Source organism: Pseudomonas sp. JDS28PS106 (assembly GCF_036706555.1).
GTDB lineage: Bacteria > Pseudomonadota > Gammaproteobacteria > Pseudomonadales > Pseudomonadaceae > Aquipseudomonas.
The window spans coordinates 198552-219570 of the sequence record NZ_JBAJGT010000008.1; the positions used below are offsets into that span (position 1 = coordinate 198552).

Annotated in this window: 15 protein-coding genes, 2 tRNA genes and 1 pseudogene; 10 read left to right on the forward strand and 8 right to left on the reverse strand. The window is 60.1% G+C overall.

All coding sequences use genetic code 11. The features are described from left to right. Window positions 1-112: 112 nt before the first annotated feature. The 4 genes from TRP66_RS15390 to TRP66_RS15405 all read right to left on the reverse strand — a co-directional run bounded on the left by TRP66_RS15390 (window position 113) and on the right by TRP66_RS15405 (window position 4291). Window positions 113-859, reverse strand: coding sequence for a YebC/PmpR family DNA-binding transcriptional regulator (locus TRP66_RS15390; RefSeq protein ID WP_333404196.1), 747 nt, complete (start codon window positions 857-859; stop codon window positions 113-115). Window positions 860-980: 121 nt separating this feature from the next. Then, window positions 981-2756 carry an aspartate--tRNA ligase gene (aspS, locus tag TRP66_RS15395; RefSeq protein ID WP_333404198.1) on the reverse strand — a complete coding sequence of 592 codons (1776 nt, stop codon included), beginning with the start codon at window positions 2754-2756 and terminating at the stop codon, window positions 981-983. 425 nt (window positions 2757-3181) lie between these two features. Then, window positions 3182-3523 (reverse strand): ribbon-helix-helix domain-containing protein, encoded by a 342-nt coding sequence (locus tag TRP66_RS15400; RefSeq protein ID WP_333404200.1) that lies wholly within the window; start codon window positions 3521-3523, stop codon window positions 3182-3184. A 294-nt stretch (window positions 3524-3817) separates the two neighbouring features. Next, complete coding sequence (locus TRP66_RS15405) at window positions 3818-4291, reverse strand: Dps family protein (protein ID WP_333404202.1); 474 nt, start codon at window positions 4289-4291, stop codon at window positions 3818-3820. Window positions 4292-4672: 381 nt separating this feature from the next. On the opposite strand from TRP66_RS15405, the pseudogene TRP66_RS23625 reads away from it, so the two are divergent. Next, window positions 4673-4948, forward strand: a pseudogene (locus TRP66_RS23625) (cold shock domain-containing protein membrane protein); the annotation flags it as partial. 132 nt (window positions 4949-5080) lie between these two features. Further along, complete coding sequence (locus TRP66_RS23630) at window positions 5081-5278, forward strand: cold shock domain-containing protein (protein ID WP_238591726.1); 198 nt, start codon at window positions 5081-5083, stop codon at window positions 5276-5278. Between the two features lie 58 nt (window positions 5279-5336). On the opposite strand, the gene TRP66_RS15415 is transcribed toward TRP66_RS23630, so the two are convergent. Then, window positions 5337-5543: a SlyX family protein gene (locus TRP66_RS15415; protein ID WP_333404206.1), complete on the reverse strand. Its 207-nt coding sequence runs from the start codon at window positions 5541-5543 to the stop codon at window positions 5337-5339. Window positions 5544-5548: 5 nt separating this feature from the next. Continuing rightward, window positions 5549-5971, reverse strand: a complete 423-nt coding sequence (locus TRP66_RS15420) for an HIT domain-containing protein (protein WP_333404208.1) — start codon at window positions 5969-5971, stop codon at window positions 5549-5551. Between the two features lie 835 nt (window positions 5972-6806). On the opposite strand from TRP66_RS15420, the gene TRP66_RS15425 reads away from it, so the two are divergent. The 3 genes from TRP66_RS15425 (at window position 6807) to TRP66_RS15435 (ending at window position 11032) form a co-directional block, all read left to right on the forward strand. Beyond that, complete coding sequence (locus TRP66_RS15425) at window positions 6807-8132, forward strand: OprD family porin (RefSeq protein ID WP_333404210.1); 1326 nt, start codon at window positions 6807-6809, stop codon at window positions 8130-8132. Between the two features lie 170 nt (window positions 8133-8302). Continuing rightward, a complete protein-coding gene (locus TRP66_RS15430; protein ID WP_333404212.1) occupies window positions 8303-10018 on the forward strand; it encodes a proline--tRNA ligase in 1716 nt (571 codons plus the stop codon). 63 nt (window positions 10019-10081) lie between these two features. Beyond that, window positions 10082-11032 (forward strand): hypothetical protein, encoded by a 951-nt coding sequence (locus tag TRP66_RS15435; RefSeq protein WP_333404214.1) that lies wholly within the window; start codon window positions 10082-10084, stop codon window positions 11030-11032. A 172-nt stretch (window positions 11033-11204) separates the two neighbouring features. Here the strand turns inward: TRP66_RS15435 and dinB are convergent, their stop codons facing one another. Beyond that, the gene (gene dinB, locus TRP66_RS15440; protein WP_333404216.1) at window positions 11205-12263 is read right to left on the reverse strand and encodes a DNA polymerase IV; all 1059 of its coding nucleotides are present in this window, start codon (window positions 12261-12263) and stop codon (window positions 11205-11207) included. A 255-nt stretch (window positions 12264-12518) separates the two neighbouring features. Between dinB and TRP66_RS15445 the strand changes: the two genes are divergently transcribed. From TRP66_RS15445 to TRP66_RS15460, 4 genes are all read left to right on the forward strand, one after another. Further along, window positions 12519-12595, forward strand: a tRNA-Met gene (locus tag TRP66_RS15445). Window positions 12596-12807: 212 nt separating this feature from the next. Next, a tRNA-Met gene (locus tag TRP66_RS15450) sits at window positions 12808-12884 on the forward strand. Window positions 12885-13220: 336 nt separating this feature from the next. Beyond that, window positions 13221-15863, forward strand: a complete 2643-nt coding sequence (gene mprF, locus TRP66_RS15455) for a bifunctional lysylphosphatidylglycerol flippase/synthetase MprF (RefSeq protein ID WP_333404218.1) — start codon at window positions 13221-13223, stop codon at window positions 15861-15863. Next, window positions 15863-17194: a virulence factor family protein gene (locus TRP66_RS15460; protein WP_333404220.1), complete on the forward strand. Its 1332-nt coding sequence runs from the start codon at window positions 15863-15865 to the stop codon at window positions 17192-17194. The genes mprF and TRP66_RS15460 overlap by 1 nt, the downstream gene beginning before the upstream one ends. A 75-nt stretch (window positions 17195-17269) precedes the next feature. On the opposite strand, the gene TRP66_RS15465 is transcribed toward TRP66_RS15460, so the two are convergent. Continuing rightward, on the reverse strand, window positions 17270-19165 hold the full coding sequence (locus TRP66_RS15465; RefSeq protein WP_333404222.1) for a potassium transporter Kup: 1896 nt from the start codon (window positions 19163-19165) through the stop codon (window positions 17270-17272). A 442-nt stretch (window positions 19166-19607) separates the two neighbouring features. On the opposite strand from TRP66_RS15465, the gene rimO reads away from it, so the two are divergent. Then, window positions 19608-20951 carry a 30S ribosomal protein S12 methylthiotransferase RimO gene (gene rimO / locus TRP66_RS15470; RefSeq protein ID WP_333404224.1) on the forward strand — a complete coding sequence of 448 codons (1344 nt, stop codon included), beginning with the start codon at window positions 19608-19610 and terminating at the stop codon, window positions 20949-20951. The last annotated feature ends 68 nt before the right edge of the window (window positions 20952-21019 follow it).

Genomic DNA, 21019 nt, shown 5'->3' on the forward strand with positions numbered 1-21019 from the left:
AAGGTAAATCGTAGACAGTGAACGCAGCATAAAGGCAGAAGCCGGAGGCCGATAGCGGTGAAATGCTCACCGCTTCGCGCCTCCGGCCCCCGATGTAACCTGCAGGCTCGGATCAGCCGAGCTGCTCCATGACCTCGTTCGGAATCTCCGCATTGGAATAGACGTTCTGTACGTCGTCCAGGTCCTCCAGCATGTCGATCAGCTTGAGTACTTTTTCCGCGGTGTCCAGATCGAGCACGGCGCTGGTCGACGGCAGCATGACGATTTCCGCGTCATTGGCATCGAACCCTGCCGCTTCCAGAGCGTTGCGTACCGAATAGAAGCTTGCGAACGAGGTGAACACGTCGATGGAGCCATCTTCGTTGGTGACCACATCGTCCGCGTCGGCCTCCATGGCAGCTTCCATCAGGGAGTCCTCGTCCACGCCGGCGGCAAAGGAAATCTGCCCCTTGCGGTCGAACAGGTAAGACACCGACCCGTCAGTGCCCAGGTTGCCGCCGCACTTGCTGAACGCATGACGCACGGCCGCCGCGGTACGATTACGGTTGTCGGTCATGGCTTCGACCATGACCGCCACGCCGCCCGGACCATAACCCTCATAACCCAGTTCGACGACATCATCGCCGTCCGCCGCGCCCACACCGCGCGCAATCGCGCGATCGATGGTGTCACGCGTCATGTTGGCGCCCAGCGCCTTGTCCAGCGCCAGACGCAACCGTGGGTTGGAACCCGGATCGCCACCGCCCTGACGAGCGGCGACGGTCAGCTCACGAATCCACTTGGTGAAGATCTTGCCTTTCTTGGCATCCTGACGCTCTTTGCGGTGCTTGATGTTCGCCCACTTAGAATGACCTGCCATTGCTTGCTCCAGATTCTTTAAACGCCATCACCCTCTGCCCACGCGAAGTCGGGCCCAGGGCTTCACTCGATAACGGTCATCCTGTCAGGGCACGTCACGACATGACGCGCCCTGCCGCGCATCACTCCGCCTTCTGCTGCTCGCGCAGACGGATATGCAGTTCGCGCAATGCCTTGGCGTCGACCACGCCAGGCGCCTGGGTCATGACATCCGCCGCGCTCTGGGTTTTCGGGAAGGCAATCACTTCGCGAATGGACTGCGCGCCGGTCATGAGCATGACCAGACGGTCCAGACCGAACGCCAGACCACCGTGCGGCGGCGCGCCGTACTTCAGCGCGTCGAGAAGGAAGCCGAACTTCTCCTGCTGCTCGTCTTCATTGATACCCAGCAGACGGAAGACGGCCTGCTGCATGTCCTTGCGGTGTATACGAATCGAACCGCCGCCCAGCTCGGTGCCGTTGAGGACCATGTCGTAAGCGCGCGACAGCGCCTTGGCCGGATCGGCTTCCAGCTCCTCCGGGGTGCATTTTGGCGCCGTGAACGGGTGGTGCAGCGCGGTGAAGCTGCCGTCGTCGTTCTCTTCGAACATCGGGAAGTCGACGACCCACATCGGTGCCCACTCGCAGGTGTGCAGCTTGAGATCGTTACCGATCTTGATCCGCAGCGCGCCGAGGGCCTCGCTGACGATCTTGAACTTGTCGGCACCGAAGAACACGATGTCGCCATCGACCGCGCCTACGCGATCGAGGATGACTTCGAGGTTGTCCTCCGGGATGAACTTGACGATCGGCGACTGCAGGCCTTCCATGCCCTTGGCACGCTCGTTGACCTTGATGTAGGCCAGGCCCTTGGCGCCATAGATGCCGACGAACTTGGTGTAGTCGTCGATCTGGCTGCGCGGCATGCTGGCGGCGCCCGGTACACGCAACGCGGCGACACGACCTTTGGGATCGTTGGCCGGACCACTGAACACCTTGAACTCGACGCCGGTGAGCTGATCGGCAACGTCGACCAGTTCCAGCGGAATACGCAGGTCAGGCTTATCCGAACCGTAGCGGCGCATGGCTTCTTCGAAAGGCATGTGCGGGAAATCGCCGAACTCGACGTCCAGCACTTCCTTGAACAGCTGACGAACCATCTTCTCGGTCAGACCGATGATGTCTTCTTCGCCCAGGAAGCTGGTCTCGATGTCGATCTGAGTGAATTCAGGCTGACGGTCGGCGCGCAGGTCTTCGTCGCGGAAGCACTTGGCGATCTGGTAGTAGCGGTCGAAGCCGGCCACCATCAGCAGCTGCTTGAACAGCTGAGGCGACTGCGGCAATGCGAAGAAGCTGCCGGGGTGCGTGCGGCTCGGAACCAGATAGTCGCGGGCACCTTCGGGAGTGGCACGGGTCAGGATCGGCGTTTCCACGTCCAGGAAACCGTTTTCATCGAGGTAGCGACGGATGCTGGTGGTGATCCGCGAACGCAGACGCAGCTTCTCGGCCATTTCCGGGCGACGCAGATCGATGAAGCGGTAACGCAGGCGAGTCTCCTCGCCCACGTCGGAGTATTCGTTGAGCGGGAACGGCGGGGTTTCCGACTCGTTCAGTACTTCGAGCTCATAGCCCAGCACTTCGATGGCGCCCGACGCCATGTTGGCGTTGACGGCGCCAGCGGGACGCGCGCGAACCTTGCCGACCACCTTGACGACGTACTCGCTGCGCACGCGGTCCGCGGCGGCGAAGGTATCGGCACGATCAGGATCGAACACCACCTGGGCCATGCCCTCGCGGTCGCGGATATCGAGGAAGATCACGCCCCCGTGGTCACGACGACGGTGGACCCATCCGCAAAGGGTGATTTCCTGACCTTCCAGACTCTCGTTCAGTTGGCCGCAATAGTGGCTGCGCATCATGATGGTGTTTTCACTTCTCGTAATTCGAAAATTCGGTGGGGCTTTCGCTCCCGGGTGCTCAATAGTGCAAGGCACCGGCAGACAGTTCAAGCAGGTCCGCTCACCCGGAGTCACGCCCATCAGCAAGGCGAAGGATTATATAGAGTTAATCGCGGCCGTGCAGCCGGACGAACCTGTCCGGCGGAGAAGTTCGTCTCGTGGCCCGGCGCCCGGACGTTCTGTCGGGGCCGCCATAGAGTCGGGCCCGCCTGAGAGGGTGTTTACAAAATGGCTGCGCTCGGCAATACGGCGTTGAAATCGGTCTCAAAATGCTCATTTACTCCCTGTAAACTCCGCTTTTTCGACCGATTTCGCCTTGTCTTGCCTTCGCTCGCCTATTTTGTAAACACCCTCTGAGGGCCGGCCCGGAAATCCGGAAAGTGTCGCTATGCCTCGGTCGCCTGCGGATACACATCCTTGATCAGATGAGAAACACAGACCACCCGAATCAGCCCGCTGAAGTTCTTCACACCGCCATAGCGAAGATGAACTTCGCGATCGATATTCGAAAGGACCGCATTGATCGAACAGTTGTTGGAACGCGCCATCGCCGACAGGATATTCCAGTACACCTTCTCCAGCCGCAGACAAGTCGAAAAACCATTGAGCCGCACGGACTTCGAACAGGGCTCGGCCAGGTTCATGTTGAAGCTGCCGACGAACGGGTCGCCGGCCACGCCCGCCTCGTCGTCTGAATCTCTTACCTCACGTTCTACACCTCGAACCATGATGACACCTCTGAAAATGAATACGACAACCGGAAAGAAACATTTAAAAATATATAAATGCTTTGCTATCTAGCCTGAACATCAATCGCATCACCAGAAGCACATGTAAGCCCAGGATGTAGGACTTAACTACAAATTAACGAGGAATATTAACCGGGCCATTTAGCAGTGCACTTCAGACACTTGACCTGCGATTATTAGTTGCGGTTAAAACCGGACACGGCCGGAAAAACGAGTGCCGGGCACAAGGCCCGGCCTGGAAGAGCGACACCAGGTGCCACTCGCCTCAATGGATTACTTGGTCTCGAGCATCGAGCGCAGCATCCATGCGGTCTTCTCATGTACCTGCATGCGTTGGGTCAGCAGGTCGGCGGTCGGCTCATCGCTGACCTTGTCCAGCAGCGGGAAGATGCCGCGCGCGGTGCGTACCACGGCTTCCTGGCCCTGGACCAGACTCTTGATCATGTCTTCGGCGCTCGGAACGCCCTCTTCTTCCTTGATCGAAGACAGGCGGGCATATGTCGAATAGGTACCTGGAGCCGGGAAACCGAGGGCGCGGATACGCTCTGCGATCGAGTCGACTGCCAGCGCCAGCTCGTTGTACTGCTCTTCGAACATCAGATGCAGCGTGCGAAACATGGGCCCGCTGACGTTCCAATGGAAGTTGTGAGTCTTGAGGTAAAGCACATAAGTATCCGACAGCAGATGCGACAGACCGTCTACGATCGATTTGCGATCCTCTTCGTTGATACCGATATCGATTGCCATGTTTCTTGCCCTTTTTGATGAGGATTGGAAAGCAGTAACGCCCCCTACTCTATCAAGAGATCCCGCCGGACGCAGCTGTCCGTGCCGCACATGGAAAAAACCCGGCACATTGCGACAAAAAGGCCCCGAAGGCTCTGAACCGAGGGTTGCGCGATGGCCCGTCGATCACGCTCTATCGCTTCGAAAAACGGGGCGCAGGCCGCCGCATGTACTTGATTTGAGTAGGATCAGGCTTTGCTGTTAAATACACGGCGTGCCGCGACCGGCCTGCCATCCGGCGCAGGCTGATCGTCCGCCCGTGCATCGCGCCTTCATTTTTCTCGAAGCGTACCGGGTGGTCCCGGCTTTTTCTCGTGACCTTCTTAATGTGAGCTTTTTAAAATGTTGAAAATCGTCCACCTGGTAACGGGAGCAGCGGCCTTGCTGCTGTCCTTCATACCCAGCCTGCGTAGTGAAGCGATGACTTCCTACCTGCAACAACCCGATGCTCTGGCGCTTGCTTTCTTCGGCCTGCTCAACCTGCTGATCGCTCCGGTGCTGCCTCGCTGGCATCGCGGCCCACGCTACAAGTTGCAGAACCTCGTCAGCGCGCTGCTGGTCATCGCCGTCGTCGCCCAGACCCTCACGCTGCTCGTACCTGTCGAAAACGTTGCCGGACAACCGGCGGTCGTGGTCGGTCTGTTCCTGGCCGTCGTAGCCGTGGCCCTGCATCTGGCCGTCAGCTTCTATAAAGCCCGGCCTTCCGCCGCGACCCAGCCCCACGACCTCGGCACCCGCGATACCGGGACCGTGAAGTGGTTCAACACCTCCAAGGGCTTCGGTTTCATCTCCCGAGACTCGGGCGACGATATCTTCGTGCACTTCCGCGCCATTCGCGGTGAAGGACACCGGGTTCTGGTCGAAGGCCAGCGCGTCGAGTTCTCCGTGATGAACCGGGACAAGGGGCTGCAGGCCGAAGACGTGATCGCGGCCCTGCCCCGTCGCTGATCCTTTCGTCTCGCATAAAACACCGCGGCCCGGAGCCGCGGTTTTTTTCGCCTGCGAATCAATAATGCGGCGGCGGAACGTCTTCCTGGAACGCTTCGAACTGGCTGCCCATCTCCTGCTGCCGTTCCAGCATCGCTGCCATCTGTTTGTGCAAGTGATCCAGCTCACGACGCTGAATGACCAGCACGTCATTCAGCGCCTGAATCGTATCGTCCTGAAAAGCCAGGCGGCTTTCCAGCTCCATGACTCGTTCTTCAAGGCTCATGGCGATTACCCCTCAAACCGAAAGTCGTTGGTCAGTACCTGTTTCAACTTCTCGCGAATGGCGTCGACCTGTTCCTCAGTATAGGGAACCGCCGGATGTCTGCCCCACACCGGAGCGGGCCAGGCGGCGTCATTCCGACGACGGACGATCACGTGCATGTGCAATTGACTGACGACGTTGCCCAGGGCCGCGACGTTGAGTTTGTCAGCTTCGAACACTTCCTTGAGCCGCTCCGCCAGCACGGTGGTTTCCTGCCAGAGCCTCAGCTGATCGACCGGCTCGAGTTCGAACACTTCGCTGATGCTGGCCCGGCGTGGCACCAGGATAAACCATGGGTAGTTCGAGTCATTGGACAAAAGCAACCGGCATAGCGGGAAGTCACCCATGGGAAGGGTGTCCTGTACGAGACGCGAATCCAGAACAAACACGTTGAAACTCCTGATCACCAGAAAAGAACCGGTCTGCGTCGATGCTGCCCGCAGACGACCTCAAGGATACTCGGGATTGCCCCGGGCTTCGATCCCGCGACTTGCACCACACCGCATCAAACTCTCGGAGATATTGCACCGTTTTGGCCCGCGAATGGGTGACGATACAGCTCTGAAGTTCGACCGGCCGTCGCCCGACAGACGTTGACGAGGGCGGTGCGGAACGTTCGAGCCTACAAATGAAGCATGGCTTCGCATGCTTCAGAAGGCTGACAGACGGGCAGGTCTCAAGATCAGGCACTCATGAACACAGGCGCACCAAAATCACCCACACCTGTACGGTGGCCGCATGCCCGATATCCGAAAACTACTCACTTTCCGGCCTGCCGGTAACACTGCAAGAAACAGGGCGCTGGCAGTCTCGCCCCAAGCGGGCAAGGCAGCAATGTCTTCCAAGATAAAAACCTGCTCAAAAACAGGGCTTTAGACGAGAGCTATTAAAGTGACTCATTAATTTTCACATTTTTTTGAGAATCGACTGAACTTTGAGCACGCTTGTTGCTTTATCACCCACAGGCTGGCTCGGCACCTGGCGGAAAACAGGACTCGAGCCAGAGTCATCAATCAGGCAGGCGGAACAAAGGCAGGCGCACATCCCGCGACCTGGACGCAACCATCAGCGTCACCGCCGTAAAGATTCCGCAAGGATAAGGCTGTAACAATCGCAACCCAGGTCAGCGTGATATAGATTTTCCGCAGACACAAAAAGAAAAATTGCCGCCCAGAAAAAAACCAGGTGGGACGGCAGAACTCGAAAACCAAAGGAGCAATCACGATGAGAGTGATGAAGTGGAGCGCAATCGCATTGGCCGTTACGGCCGCAAGCGCCCAACTGGCAACGGCGGCGCCGTTCGTCAGCGATCAGGCCGAGGCCAAGGGTTTCGTGGAAGGCAGCGCTTTCGATCTGAAAGTGCGCAACTACTATTTCAACCGCGATAACAAAGGCGGGAGCGCCGACCTGCGTGACTGGACTCAGGGTCTGTGGGGCAACTTCAGCTCGGGCTACACCCAGGGCACAGTCGGGGTAGGTGTCGAAGCATTTGGATACTTTGGCCTGAAACTCTGGGGGCCGGACAGGTACTCAGGCTCTACTAACCTTGCGTACAACCGCACCACGGGCGAAAACGAAGATACGCTTGCAAAAGCAGGTGCTGCCGCGAAATTTCGCATCTCGAAAACCGAACTGAAAATCGGCGACATGCAACCCACCGCTCCGGTCTTTGCAGTCGGCGGCTCGCGCCTCCTGCCTCAGACTGCCAGCGGCCTGAGCTTGCAAAGCAGTGAAATCGCCGGTCTGGATCTCGAAGCCGGCCACTTCTATTCCGGTACCAGTCAAAACGATACCTCACACAGCGGTGGCATCTTCGCCAACTACGCGGGCGTCGAAGCCAACAGTGCTGACTTCGTCGGCGGCAAATACGCCATCAACGACAGCCTGGGCGTCGCGTTCTACGCCGCCAAGCTGGAAGACATCTGGAACCAGTACTATGGGAACGTGAACTACGTCTTGCCGCTGAGCGACGACCAGTCGCTGGCGTTCGATGCCAACATCTATCGCACCATGGATGAAGGCAGCGCCGACGCCGGTTCGATCAGCAACACCACTTGGTCCGGCTCGGTCGCCTACTCGTTCGCGGCGGCTCATACTGTAACTCTGGCGTACCAGAAGGTGCACGGCGATACTCCGTTTGACTACATTGGTATCGGCGACAACAACCGTGGCGGCGATTCGATCTTCCTGAACAACTCGATCCAGTACTCCGACTTCAACGGTCCGGGCGAAAAGTCCTGGCAGGTTCGCTACGACCTGAACATGGCGCCCTACGGCGTTCCGGGCCTGAGCTTCATGACCCGTTACATCAAAGGTACTGACATCGACGGCACCAACACCCCAACCGGCAGCCGCTATGCTGGCGCGTATGGAGAGGATGGGAAGCACTTCGAAACCAACCTTGAAGCCAAGTACGTGTTGCAAAATGGCCCGGCTAAAGATCTTTCCTTCCGCATCCGTCAGGCCTGGCACCGCGCCAACGCCGACCAGCGCGAAGGCGATGTCAACGAGTTCCGTCTGATTGTCGATTACCCGATCTCGATCCTGTAATCGTCACTGCGACTCGCAGTATCGAAAAGCCCGGCCTTGCGCCGGGCTTTTTCTTGCAGGTATTGCAGCGCCTGCATACGTTCTACCGCAGCCCTGCGCCCTGTACGCGACCGGAACACCACCGTACAATGCCGGGTCATTTCCAGTCTCAGAACCGACAACGGCCAACCATGCGCACCAGTCAATTTTTGCTCGCCACACAGAAAGAAACTCCTTCCGATGCGGTAGTGGTCAGCCATCAGCTGATGCTGCGCGCCGGCATGATCCGCAAGCTGGCTTCGGGCCTCTACACCTGGCTGCCGATGGGCCTGCGCGTGCTGCGCAAGGTAGAAGCCATCGTGCGCCAGGAGATGGACGCCGCGGGCGCGCTGGAAATTCTGATGCCGGGCATTCAGCCCGCCGAGCTGTGGCAGGAATCCGGTCGCTGGGAACAGTACGGTCCTGAGCTGATGCGTCTGGTCGACCGTCACCAGCGTGACTTCTGCCTGGGTCCGACCCATGAGGAAGTTATCACCGATCTGGCACGTAACGAGCTGAACAGCTACAAACAGCTGCCGATCAACATGTACCAGATCCAGACAAAATTCCGTGACGAGATCCGTCCACGCTTCGGTCTGATGCGCGGCCGCGAGTTCGTCATGAAGGACGCCTACTCCTTCCACGCCGATCATGCTTCGTTGCAGGAAACCTACGACCGCATGCATCAGGCGTACAGCAACGTCTTCACCCGCCTGGGCCTGAAATTCCGCCCCGTCGAAGCCGACAACGGCTCCATCGGTGGCGCCGGCTCACATGAGTTCCACGTACTGGCCGACTCCGGCGAAGACGACATCGTGTTCAGCGATGGTTCCGATTACGCCGCCAACATCGAAAAGGCCGAGGCCGTTCCGCGCGAGAAATCCCGTCCGGCTCCGACCGAAGAACTTCGTCTGGTCGATACCCCGGATGCCAAGACCATTGCGCAACTGGTCGAAGGCTACAACCTGCCGATCGAGAAGACCGTCAAGACCCTGATCGTGCACGCCGCCGAAGAAGGCAAGCTGATCGCACTGATCGTGCGTGGCGATCATGAGCTGAACGAAATCAAGGCTGCCAAGCTGGAGCAGGTCGCCAGCCCGCTGGTCATGGCTTCCGACGCCGAACTGCGCGACGCCATCGGCGCCGGTGCCGGCTCGCTGGGTCCGATCAACCTGCCGATCCCGTGCATCATCGACCGCTCCGTCGAGCTGATGAGCGATTTCAGCGTCGGCGCCAACGTCGACGACAAGCATTACTTCGGCGTCAACTGGGAGCGTGACCTGCCGATTCCGATGGTTGCGGATCTGCGCAACGTGGTTGCCGGCGATCCTAGCCCGGATGGCAAGGGCACGCTGGAAATCAAGCGCGGCATCGAAGTCGGTCATATCTTCCAGCTGGGCACCAAGTACAGCGACGCGATGAAGTGTCAGGTACTCGGCGAAAACGGCAAGCCGGTCAACCTCGCCATGGGTTGCTACGGTATCGGCGTATCCCGTGTCGTGGCCGCGGCCATCGAGCAGAACAGCGACGAGAACGGCATCATCTGGAACGATACACTTGCGCCTTTCCAGATCGCGCTGGTGCCCCTGCGCTACGAAACCGACGCGGTGCGCGAAGCGACCGACAATCTGTATGCCGAGCTGACTGCAGCAGGCTTCGAAGTGTTGCTGGACGACCGCGACAAGAAGACCAGCCCGGGCATCAAGTTCGCCGACATGGAGCTGATCGGTATTCCGCATCGCATCGTCGTCAGCGACCGCGGCCTTGCCGAAGGCAATCTGGAATACAAGAGCCGTACCGAGTCGCAGCCTCAGGCCGTTGCGGTGGCCGACGTGCTGTCGTTCATCAAGAGCCGCGTGAAACGCTGAGCCAGTGTGCGCCCCGCCTCGGGGTGCACAGCTCTTCCAGCCTTATCCGCATCAAGAGATCCCATGTTCAGACCAAGCACCTTAATCCTCGGCAGCGCCGTCCTGTGCGGCGCTTTCATGGTCAGCGGTTGTGCCAATCACTTGCCTCAACGCAGCGAGCATGAGGAGCGCATCGAGCGAAAGCTGCTTGAACACACATTGCAGATCGATCTTGGCGAGCCCAAGACACTGGAGCTTCCGCAACGCCGCGTGCGGATCCATGAATACAAATCCTTTGAGGTCACCGACTTCGAAGTCACCCGTCATTACGACCGCTACACGCCCTATCAGCCCTGGCGCGAGGTTTATGAAATTCCTCTGGGCGCGGTCGCCGTGGTCGCCGGCATCGGCGCCAACGTCGTGAATGTCCTCGCCCTCGGGCATCTGTCGGACAACGTTACCCATGACTGGATCAGCTATGGCATTGCCGGCCTGAATCCGTTCATGAACGCACCCTCGAACGGCCGCGCTCAGCAAAACCTTGCGGGTATCGACGAAGTCCAGACCGACAAGCGGATCGAAAACACTACACTGCCCTGGAACGAGCGGCCGGTTCTGGTCAGGGCCGGGGATGAAACCCACGAGTTGAGCACCGATCGCAATGGCGTCCTGCGCGTCAATCTGCTCGACAGCCCGTTCGCCGAGCAGGATCTGAGCCGTGTGACGCGCCTCTACATCAATGTCGAAGACGAGCAGGACAATGCCCGGGCCGATGCCAGCCTGCCGGTGAGTCGTTCGTTGCGTGGCAAGCTGCTCGAAGCCCACGCCTTGATCTACGACGATCTGGAAGATGACGAAGTCGGCCAGTGGGTATATCGGGTCAAGCGCCTGTCGGAGCTGGGCCTGGAAGAACAGGCCAGCGAACTGGAGCAAAGTCTCGTCGAGCTCACCCGTAACGACCCGCAGCTGCAGCGCGATTTTCTCAAGGCGCTCGCCAGAGACGCAGGTCGCCTCGTGGCGCCCTCCCCGCAATGATCCAGGGTCTCGTCGTCAGAGGGTGTTTACAAAATAGGCGAACGAAGGCAAGACAAGGCGAAATCGGACGAAAAAGCGGAGTTTACATCGAGTAAATGAGCATTTTGAGACCGATTTCAACGCCGTATTGCCGAGTGCAGCCATTTTGTAAACACCCTCTCAGAGGCCTTGCCTAGCGCTCGAACAGCTCCAGCTGCTCATGCGCCGCACGCAAGTCATGCAGGCGCACGCCGATCCCCAGCAGGCGGACCGGCTTGTCGCCGCGTGCAAAAGCCTGCGCCATCAATTGCTCGTAACTGGCGAGGTCGCGCCCGGCACCCGCCTGTTCAAGAGTCGTCTGAGTGAAATCGTGAAACTTCACTTTGACGAAGGGCTTGCCCGCCCGGTATTGCCCGGCCATGCGTGCTATCCGGGCTTCCAGGGTTTCCATCAGCTCCGGCAGTTTTGCCAGGCAGCTCGCCAGATCGGGTAGATCCTTGTCGTAGGTGTTTTCCACACTAACCGACTGACGCCGACTGTCGTTGTGCACGGGGCGGTCGTCGATACCATGAGCCAGATTCCACAGTCGCTCACCGAAGCTGCCGAATTCGCGCACCAGGGCTAACCGGTTTCGGCTGCGCAGATCCGTGCAGGTTTCGATACCCATACGCTTCAACTTGTCGGCGGTGACCTTGCCCACGCCGTGCAGCTTGCTGACGGGCAGCAAAGCGACGAATTCTTCGACCTGATCGGGCGTAATGACGAACAGTCCGTTGGGCTTTTTCCAGTCGCTGGCGATCTTGGCGAGAAATTTGTTCGGAGCGACGCCGGCGGACACCGTGATATGCAGCTGTTTCGACACCCGGCGTCGGATGTCCTGCGCGATGCGGGTTGCGCTGCCGGCGAAATGACTGGCCTGCGAGACGTCCAGGTAGGCCTCGTCCAGAGATAACGGCTCGATCAGATCGGTGTAATCCCGGAAAATCGCGTGGATTTCCTTGGACGCCTCCTTATAGGCATCCATGCGGGGTTTGACGAAGGTCAGATCCGGGCACAGTTTCAACGCATGATGAGACGACATTGCCGAACGTACGCCATACGCTCGCGCCTCATAATTGCAGGTGGCAACCACGCCACGTCGATCGGCCGATCCGCCCACTGCCAGCGGATGACCGGCCAGGCTCGGGTTGTCCCGCATCTCGATGGCTGCGTAAAAGCAGTCACAGTCGATATGGATGATCTTGCGCTGCATCGAAGACCTGGAGCGATTTGCAAACGGTGGTCGCGCAGTATCGCATCGACCCGGCCGACTGGCACGTACCCAGCAGGACAAATCCTCAGAAAATAGCCATACGCGGAAATACCCTACAGCCCGATACAGACGGCCCGGAAATGCTGTAAACCCCACGACGGTCGAGCACTCAGGCTAACCAATTGAAGAAAAAGCGTTTTTATTCGGTTAAACGTTGACAGCCACGATTCTTTCTGTAGAATGCCGCCTCACAGACGCGGGATGGAGCAGCCTGGTAGCTCGTCGGGCTCATAACCCGAAGGTCGTCGGTTCAAATCCGGCTCCCGCAACCAAACATCAAAAGAGGCTACTCGAAAGAGTGGCCTTTTTTGTGCGCGTCGCTTTTTGCGTCCTGGAGCTCACGGCCTGTGTGCTCACCGAAAACAGCTTTGGCTTTGCTATCCGTCACTTGCATGGACCGACAGCCTGGCCCGACAGATTTGTCGGCTTTTTGTTATTAATGGTTGACAGGGTTGCATTGCTCTGTAGAATGCCGCCTCACAGACGCGGGATGGAGCAGCCTGGTAGCTCGTCGGGCTCATAACCCGAAGGTCGTCGGTTCAAATCCGGCTCCCGCAACCAAACATCAAAAAAGGCCACTTGAAAAAGTGGCCTTTTTTGTTTGTGCCGAAATCCCTCTCGCTGCCCATACGCTTCGCCACCCCGCCTTCCCCGCCGGAAACTCCTGGCTCATCATCGCGCCTAACACTTGGCCGCGACAGTTTTCTCCTGCTCTGCCGATAGGATGATTACTAAACTGAATCGCAGCTGAATCATGGCTCGACAGTGCTCGCTTGCTCAGCTGGCTATTCGCTCGTTAGACGTACACACGCTAACATCTCGAAATATTTATTGCGTAGGGATTGGTAACTTGGCTGTATACCTCCATCCTGTCGCGCACGATCCAAGGAGTGATTGATGCGCGATAACCCGTCTGATTCCAATCAAGCAGAAGCTGCGAACCCGCCGATCCCGGGTGCGGGCCTGCGCTGGCTCGATGTGCTGAGCAAGTATCGACAGCCGATCGGGCTGGCGATCATGCTGGTGCTGTTCGGCATGGCGCTGGTCGCCTGTCGGCACATGCTGATCGAAATGGATTTCTATGCCTTGCGCGATGCCCTGTTCGCGGTTCCGCTGCCGTCGCTGGGCGGTGCGTTGCTGGCCGCGGTGATCGGCTACGTGATCCTGATGGGTTACGAGCTGTCCGCCAGCCGCTACGCCAACGTAAACCTGCCGACCCGCACCCTGATTCTCGGCGGCTTCACCTCCTTCGCCATCGGTAACGCCGTGGGCCTTTCGATGCTGTCCGGCGGCTCAGTCCGCTATCGACTGTACTCACGCCATGGCGTGGGCGCGATGGAAATCGCCCGCATGACCGTTTTCGCCAGCCTGTCGCTGGGGTGCGCGCTGCCACCTCTGGCCGCGCTGGCAACACTCAGCAACCTGCCCGGCGCGTCCCTGGCACTCAAACTACCGGTCAATCTGCTCGCGGCAATTGCCATCGCCGTGCTGATCGCCAGCGCATTGCTGGCAATCGCCGTGTATCGCCGTCGTATGCCGGAACAGGACATTCCCCACAACATCCTGGTCCGCGCCGGGCGCCGCACCTTGCGCCTGCCGGATCTGCGCCTGAGTCTGGTTCAGCTGGTGATCACGGCGCTGGACGTCGCCGCCGCCGCACTGGTGCTTTACCTGCTGTTGCCACAGGCGCCACCGCTCGGCGCCTTCATGCTGATTTACCTGCTGGCGCTGGCCGCCGGGGTCCTCAGCCATGTGCCAGGCGGGGTCGGCGTGTTCGAAGCGATTCTGCTGGCGGCTTTCGCCAACGAGCTGGGCGCCGCACCATTGGCGGCCGCCCTGCTTCTCTATCGCCTGATCTACGTGATCCTGCCGCTGCTGCTGGCTTGCCTGACACTGCTGTTCACCGAAGCTCAACGCCTGCTGCCCACCAGGCAAGCCATGCGGGTGGCGTCGGGCCTTGCGGCACCGATTCTGGCACTGCTGGTTTTTTTGTCGGGGGTGGTGCTGCTGTTCTCTGGCTCCACCCCTGAGATCGATACCCGGCTTGAAAGCGTTGGTTTCATGATTCCCCATCGCCTGATCGATGCCTCGCACTTCGGTGCCAGCCTGGTGGGCGTGCTGTGCCTGCTGCTGGCCCAAGGCCTGCGTCGTCGTCTGTCGGCGGCCTGGATGCTGACCGTGATTCTATTGCTGGCGGGCGCCGTCTTCTCGATGCTCAAGGGCTTCGACTGGGAGGAAGCCAGCCTGCTGCTACTGACCGCGGCGTTGCTGGCGACCTTCCGCCGCTCCTTCTATCGCCCTAGCCGCCTGCTGGAACTGCCCTTTTCGCCGCTGTATCTGATCGCCAGCGCCTGCGTGGTGGGCGCGTCGATCTGGCTGCTGCTGTTCGCCTACCAGGACGTTCCCTACAGCCACCAGCTGTGGTGGCAGTTCACGCTGGACGCGGATGCACCGCGCGGCCTGCGTTCAGCGCTGGGCAGCGCCGTGTTGCTGGTCGTGGTGTCGCTGACCTGGCTGCTGCGCACGGCACGGCCGGTGATCAAACTGCCGGACAGCGAAGACCTGAAGAAAGCCGCGCAGATTCTCAAATCGTCGAGCCAGCCGGATGGCGGACTCGCGCTGACCGGCGATAAAGCCATCCTGTTTCATCCGGATGGCAATGCGTTTCTGATGTATTCCCACCGGGGCCGCAGTCTGGTGGCGCTCTACGACCCTATCGGGCCGACCCAGCAGCGCGCCGAGCTGATCTGGCAGTTCCGTGACCTGTGCGACGTCCACCATGCTCGTCCGGTGTTCTATCAGGTGCGCGCGGAAAACCTGCCCTATTACATGGACATTGGCCTGACCGCGATCAAGCTGGGCGAAGAAGCCCGGGTCGACCTGCGACGCTTCGATATCGAAGCCAAGGGCAAGGAGATGAAGGACCTGCGCTACACCTGGAACCGTGGTGGGCGCGATGGTCTGTCGCTGGAGATCTATGAAACGGGTCAGGCGCCGCTCGATGAGCTGAGGGTGATTTCCGACGCCTGGCTGACGGGCAAGAATGTCCGCGAGAAAGGCTTCTCGCTGGGGCGCTTCAGCCCGGAATACCTGCAATATTTCCGGATCGCCATCGTTCACTTCCAGGGTAAGCCCGTGGCATTCGCCAACCTGCTGGAAACCGCGAGCCATGAACTGGCGAGCCTGGACCTGATGCGCGCGCATCCGGATGCGCCGAAGCTGACCATGGAGTTCATGATGGTCGGGCTCATCCTGCACTACAAACAGCAAGGTTACGCGCGTTTCAGTCTGGGCATGGTCCCGCTCTCCGGCCTGCAACCCCGTCGCGGCGCGCCGCTGACCCAGCGTCTGGGCTCGATGGTGTTCCGGCGTGGCGAGCAGCTCTACAACTTCCAGGGGCTGCGCCGCTTCAAGGACAAGTTCCAGCCTGACTGGGAACCCCGTTACATGGCCGTGCCGGCCGGACTCGATCCGCTCGTCGCACTGGCTGACACCGCCGCCCTGATCGCGGGCGGCCTGACTGGATTGGTGAAACGCTGATGATTCGACGTTCCTGGCGCTATGTGCTGATCGCACTGGCAATCGTGCTGCTGGTCGCTCTGGGTATCTGGTGGTGGAGCCGTCCGGCGCCGCCCGCCAGCCTGGAGCGCTCGACCGTGGAGGACGGGGTGGAGCTGATCAGCGTAACGCCGGCCTCGCGGGCCAAGACGCGCGTCGCTCTGGCAGTGACCGCCGACGAGATGCTTAGCGACAAGCAATTGCTGGCGATCAGCAAGGACGCCTCGGCCCGCATCGTTCAAGTGGTGCTGCCGAAGGACGACTGTGTCCGCCAACAGAAGATTTTCCAGTCCGCTCTGGAAACCCTCGACGGCCCGGCATCGCTGGTTGCCGGCATCGGTCCGGGGGCGACGCTGGCGTGGCGCTGGCTGGCGGGACAGAAAGACGACAAGGCCCAGGCGATTTCGGTCGGCTTTGCGCTGGAGCATGTCTCCAATCCGCCTCCGGTGCTCGAAGAAGGTGAAACACCACCGCGGATCTGCGATGTGCCATTACCGCAGAACGCGCCACACGGACACTGGCTGGCGGCGTGGAACGATGCACCGGATGATCCGAGCGCGGCCTTTGTGCGCGACCAGACCAATGCCGAAACCAGCATCAGCGATTACGACATCCCGCTGCCGCAGGTGCTGAACACCGAGCTGCGGCACATGCTGCTGGGCGAGAACGATGGCGGCGGGCTGGGCGTGCCGGTCGTGGAAGTGCCGTCCAGCAAGCCATCCGACACCGTCACCCTGTTCCTTTCCGGTGACGGCGGCTGGCGCGATCTGGATAAAGTGGTGGCCGGCGACATGGCGAAGATGGGCTACCCGGTGGTTGGCGTCGACGTGCTGCGCTACTACTGGGAGCACAAGACGCCGGAGCAGACCGCCGTGGACCTGACCGATGTCATGAACCACTACCGGCAGAAATGGGGTGCCAAGCGCTTCATCCTGGCGGGCTACTCGTTCGGTGCCGACGTGATGCCCGCGGTCTACAACCGCATGGCAGCCGAAGACCAGAACCGTGTCGACGGCATCATTCTTCTGGCGTTTGCCCGTTCGGGCAGCTTCGAGATTCATGTCGACGGCTGGCTAGGCAAGGCGGGCGAGGAAGCCACCACCGGACCGGAAATGGCCAAGCTGCCACCGGCCAAGGTGTTCTGCGTCTACGGCATCGAAGAGGCGAAGACCAGCGGCTGTACCGATTCCACGGCCGTGGGCGAAGTGGTTCAGCTTCCAGGCGGTCATCATTTCGACGAGGACTACCCTGCCCTCGCCAAGCGCCTGATCGATGCGATCGACAAGCGTCAGGCCAAAGCCGCTACTGAATAAGCCCGCGCGCTGATACGAAAAATCCCGGCACCGAAAGGTGACCGGGATTTTTCATGGGCGCTAAACGGACCCGGCTTACATTTCGACCTGAGTCCCCAGCTCGATGACCCGATTGAACGGCAGACGGAAGAACTTGAGATTGCCGTTGGCGTTCTTGAGCATGAAGGCGAACAGCACACGCCGCCAGCGAGCCATGCCTTCCATATTCGACGGAATCACCGTCTCGCGGCTCAGAAAATAAGTGGTGCGCATCGGGCTGAAATCCAGTTCAGCAAGGTGACAGTCCTTCAGCGCAGCAGGCACGTCCGGCTCGTCGATGAAGCCAAAGTGCAGGATGACCCGATAGAAACCTTCGCCATGGGACTCGATCTCGAACCGCTCGCCGACTGGCACCCGTGGCCGGTCTTCGTAGACCACGGTCAGCAGCACGACCTGCTCGTGCAAGACCTGGTTGTGCAGCATGTTATGCAACAAGGCATGGGGAACGGCATCCGAGCGCGCAGTCAGAAAGACCGCCGTGCCCTGCACCCGATGCGGCGGCTGGACGCGGATGCTGCCAATGAAGATCGGTAGCGGCAGGCCGCCTTCATCGATCCGCTCGACCAGCAGCTGTTTGCCGCGTTTCCAGGTCGTCATCAGAATGAACAGGACCGCGCCCGCCAGAACCGGAAAGGCTCCGCCCTGCACCACTTTCGGCACGTTGGCGGCGAAGAACAGTCCATCAACCAGTAGCAACCCCAGCAACAGCGGAATCGCCAGCAGCGGCGGCCATTTCCAGAGCAGCAGCATGACCGACGACACCAGAATCGTGGTGCACAACATGGTTCCGGTCACCGCCACGCCGTACGCCGAAGCCAGCGCGCCGGACGACTCGAAGCCCAGCACCAGCAGGATCACGCCCGCCATCAGTGCCCAGTTCACCGCCCCGATGTAGATCTGTCCTTGCGCGTCGCTCGAGGTGTGCTGAATGTACATGCGCGGGATGTACCCAAGCTGGATAGCCTGGAGCGTCATGGAGAACGCACCGGAAATCACCGCCTGGGAAGCAATGATGGTCGCCAGCGTCGACAGCCCGATCAACGGCAGAAGCGCCCAGCCCGGCGCCAACAGATAGAACGGATTGCGCACCGCCTCGGGATGCTCCAGCACCAGCGCGCCCTGGCCGAAATAGTTGAGCAGCAGCGCCGGCAACACCAGGATGAACCAGGCGCGGGAAATCGGCTTGCGGCCGAAATGCCCCATGTCGGCATACAGCGCTTCGGCGCCGGTCAGCGCCAGGACCACCGCACCGAGAATGGCGACGCCGATGCCCGGATGAAGGATGAAGAAGCGCACCGCCCAGACCGGGTTGACCGCGTGCAATACCTCGGGGGTGTGCATGATGCCGTAGATGCCCAAGGCTCCGAGCACCACGAACCAGATAACCATGACCGGCCCGAACAGCACGCCGATGCGCGCCGTGCCGTGCTTCTGGATCAGGAAAAGTCCCACCAGCACCACCAGCGCCATCGGCACAATCAGATGCTCCAGACCATCGAACGCCAGCTCCAAGCCCTCCATGGCCGACAGCACGGACACCGCCGGCGTGATCATGCTGTCGCCGTAGAACAGCGCGGCGCCGAACAGGCCGAAGACCACCATGACCATCTGCAATCGGGGAAAGCGTGCCGTGGCGCGCCGCGCCAGGGTGGTCAGCGCCATGATCCCGCCTTCGCCCTGATTGTCGGCGCGCAGAATGAACACCATGTATTTGAAGGACACGACCCAGACCAGCGACCAGAAGATCAGCGACAACACACCCAGTATGGCGTCATGAGTAACCTGAACCCCGTAACCGCCCTGGAAGACTTCCTTCAGCGTATATAGCGGACTGGTGCCGATATCCCCGTATACCACGCCCACCGCGGCGACCAGCAAGGCCAGCGGCCTGGCCGCGCCTCCGCTTTCGGCATGACTGCCTGCTTGACCCATTGGATACTCCCGAAGTCCGACTTGAGGCTTTGAGCTTCATACCGCGTAACAAATTCAGACCAGACTTGCATTGACAAGCCCTGGTCCGGCGGCGCGAAGCATAGCGCAGGCTTGCGGGTAAATCTTGGTCGCAGTTGGCGAGTGACTGCCATCGCCAGCACGCTGGCTCCTACGAATGGGTGTGAGGTGTAGGAGCCAGCTTGCTGGCGATAACCCAAGCTCCTGCCAACGCGTACAGTCCAAACAAGACTGCGCCTCATGTCGCCGCGTATGCGTAAAGCTCTTAAAACATGTTCAACACCCGTCGTAAATCTCCACCAACCACTGGTCATCGCCCTCGCTCGCCGCTAGAATTGCGCACTTTTTGATCAGAGGCGCCCCGAGCGCCCAGTTGGTGCCTGCGCGAGTTGTTGCCGGGCTGCCCTTTACGCCGAGGTTTGCCATGTCCACCGTCACCACGCCGTCCGCACCCAAGGTCGGATTTGTCAGTCTCGGATGTCCGAAGGCTTTGGTCGATTCCGAGCGCATCCTGACTCAGCTGCGCATGGAAGGTTATCAAGTCGTGCCGACCTACGAGGACGCCGATGTCGTTGTCGTGAATACCTGTGGTTTCATTGACACCGCCAAGGCCGAGTCGCTTGAGGTGATCGGTGAGGCCCTCGCGGAAAACGGCAAGGTAATCGTGACCGGCTGCATGGGCGTGGACGAGAATGTGATTCGCAACGTGCATCCTAGCGTGCTGTCCGTCACCGGTCCGCAGCAGTACGAGCAGGTGGTGAATGCCGTGCACGAAGTGGTGCCACCGAAGGTGGACCACAATCCGCTCATTGATCTGGTGCCGCCGCAGGGCATCAAGCTGACGCCGCGTCATTACGCGTATCTGAAAATCTCCGAAGGCTGCAACCATAGTTGCAGCTTCTGCATCATTCCGTCGATGCGCGGCAAGCTGGTCAGTCGTCCGGTGGGCGACGTGCTGGACGAGGCCAAGCGCCTGGTTAAGTCCGGAGTGAAGGAGCTGCTGGTGATTTCCCAGGACACCAGCGCCTACGGCGTCGACGTCAAGTACCGCACCGGTTTCTGGGACGGCCAGCCGGTCAAGACCCGCATGACCGAGCTGTGCCAGGCGCTCAGCACGCTGGGCGTCTGGGTGCGTCTGCACTACGTCTACCCGTATCCGCACGTCGACGAGCTGATTCCACTGATGGCGGCGGGCAAGATCCTGCCGTATCTGGACATCCCCTTCCAGCACGCCAGCCCGCGCGTACTCAAGCTGATGAAGCGTCCGGCGTTCGAAGACAAGACCCTGGCGCGGATCAAGAACTGGCGTGAACAATGCCCGGACCTGATCATCCGTTCGACCTTCATCGTCGGCTTCCCGGGTGAAACCGAGGAAGACTTCCAGTACCTGCTCGACTGGCTGACCGAAGCCCAGCTCGACCGCGTCGGCTGCTTCCAGTATTCGCCGGTGGAAGGCGCACCCGCCAATCTGCTGGATGCCGAAATCGTCCCGGACGACGTCAAGCAGGATCGCTGGGATCGCTTCATGGCGCATCAGCAGGCAATCAGCGCCGCGCGTTTGCAACTGAAGATCGGCCGGGAAATCGAAGTGCTGATCGATGAAGTCGACGAGCGCGGCGCCGTGGGCCGCTGCTTCTTCGATGCGCCGGAAATCGACGGCAACGTGTATATCGGTCTTGAAGACGACAGCCCGGTCAAACCGGGCGACAAGATCATGTGCCGCGTCACCGACGCCGATGAATACGATCTGTGGGCCGAACCCATCTGATCGAACTGCGATGCGTTTCAGACAGAGCCTCGCCGGGTAAACCGGCGGGGCTTTTTCTTTGGGCTTAG

Coding starts and splice junctions, on each gene's coding strand:
- dinB (WP_333404216.1), bottom strand. CDS start 12,263: ATGCAGCGCAAGATCATCCATATCGACTGTGACTGCTTTTACGCAGCC.
- TRP66_RS15390 (WP_333404196.1), bottom strand. CDS start 859: ATGGCAGGTCATTCTAAGTGGGCGAACATCAAGCACCGCAAAGAGCGT.
- TRP66_RS15405 (WP_333404202.1), bottom strand. CDS start 4,291: ATGGCAATCGATATCGGTATCAACGAAGAGGATCGCAAATCGATCGTA.
- TRP66_RS15430 (WP_333404212.1), top strand. CDS start 8,303: ATGCGCACCAGTCAATTTTTGCTCGCCACACAGAAAGAAACTCCTTCC.
- TRP66_RS15400 (WP_333404200.1), bottom strand. CDS start 3,523: ATGGTTCGAGGTGTAGAACGTGAGGTAAGAGATTCAGACGACGAGGCG.
- TRP66_RS15465 (WP_333404222.1), bottom strand. CDS start 19,165: ATGGGTCAAGCAGGCAGTCATGCCGAAAGCGGAGGCGCGGCCAGGCCG.
- rimO (WP_333404224.1), top strand. CDS start 19,608: ATGTCCACCGTCACCACGCCGTCCGCACCCAAGGTCGGATTTGTCAGT.
- TRP66_RS15415 (WP_333404206.1), bottom strand. CDS start 5,543: ATGAGCCTTGAAGAACGAGTCATGGAGCTGGAAAGCCGCCTGGCTTTT.
- mprF (WP_333404218.1), top strand. CDS start 13,221: ATGCGCGATAACCCGTCTGATTCCAATCAAGCAGAAGCTGCGAACCCG.
- TRP66_RS15425 (WP_333404210.1), top strand. CDS start 6,807: ATGAGAGTGATGAAGTGGAGCGCAATCGCATTGGCCGTTACGGCCGCA.
- aspS (WP_333404198.1), bottom strand. CDS start 2,756: ATGATGCGCAGCCACTATTGCGGCCAACTGAACGAGAGTCTGGAAGGT.
- TRP66_RS15435 (WP_333404214.1), top strand. CDS start 10,082: ATGTTCAGACCAAGCACCTTAATCCTCGGCAGCGCCGTCCTGTGCGGC.
- TRP66_RS15460 (WP_333404220.1), top strand. CDS start 15,863: ATGATTCGACGTTCCTGGCGCTATGTGCTGATCGCACTGGCAATCGTG.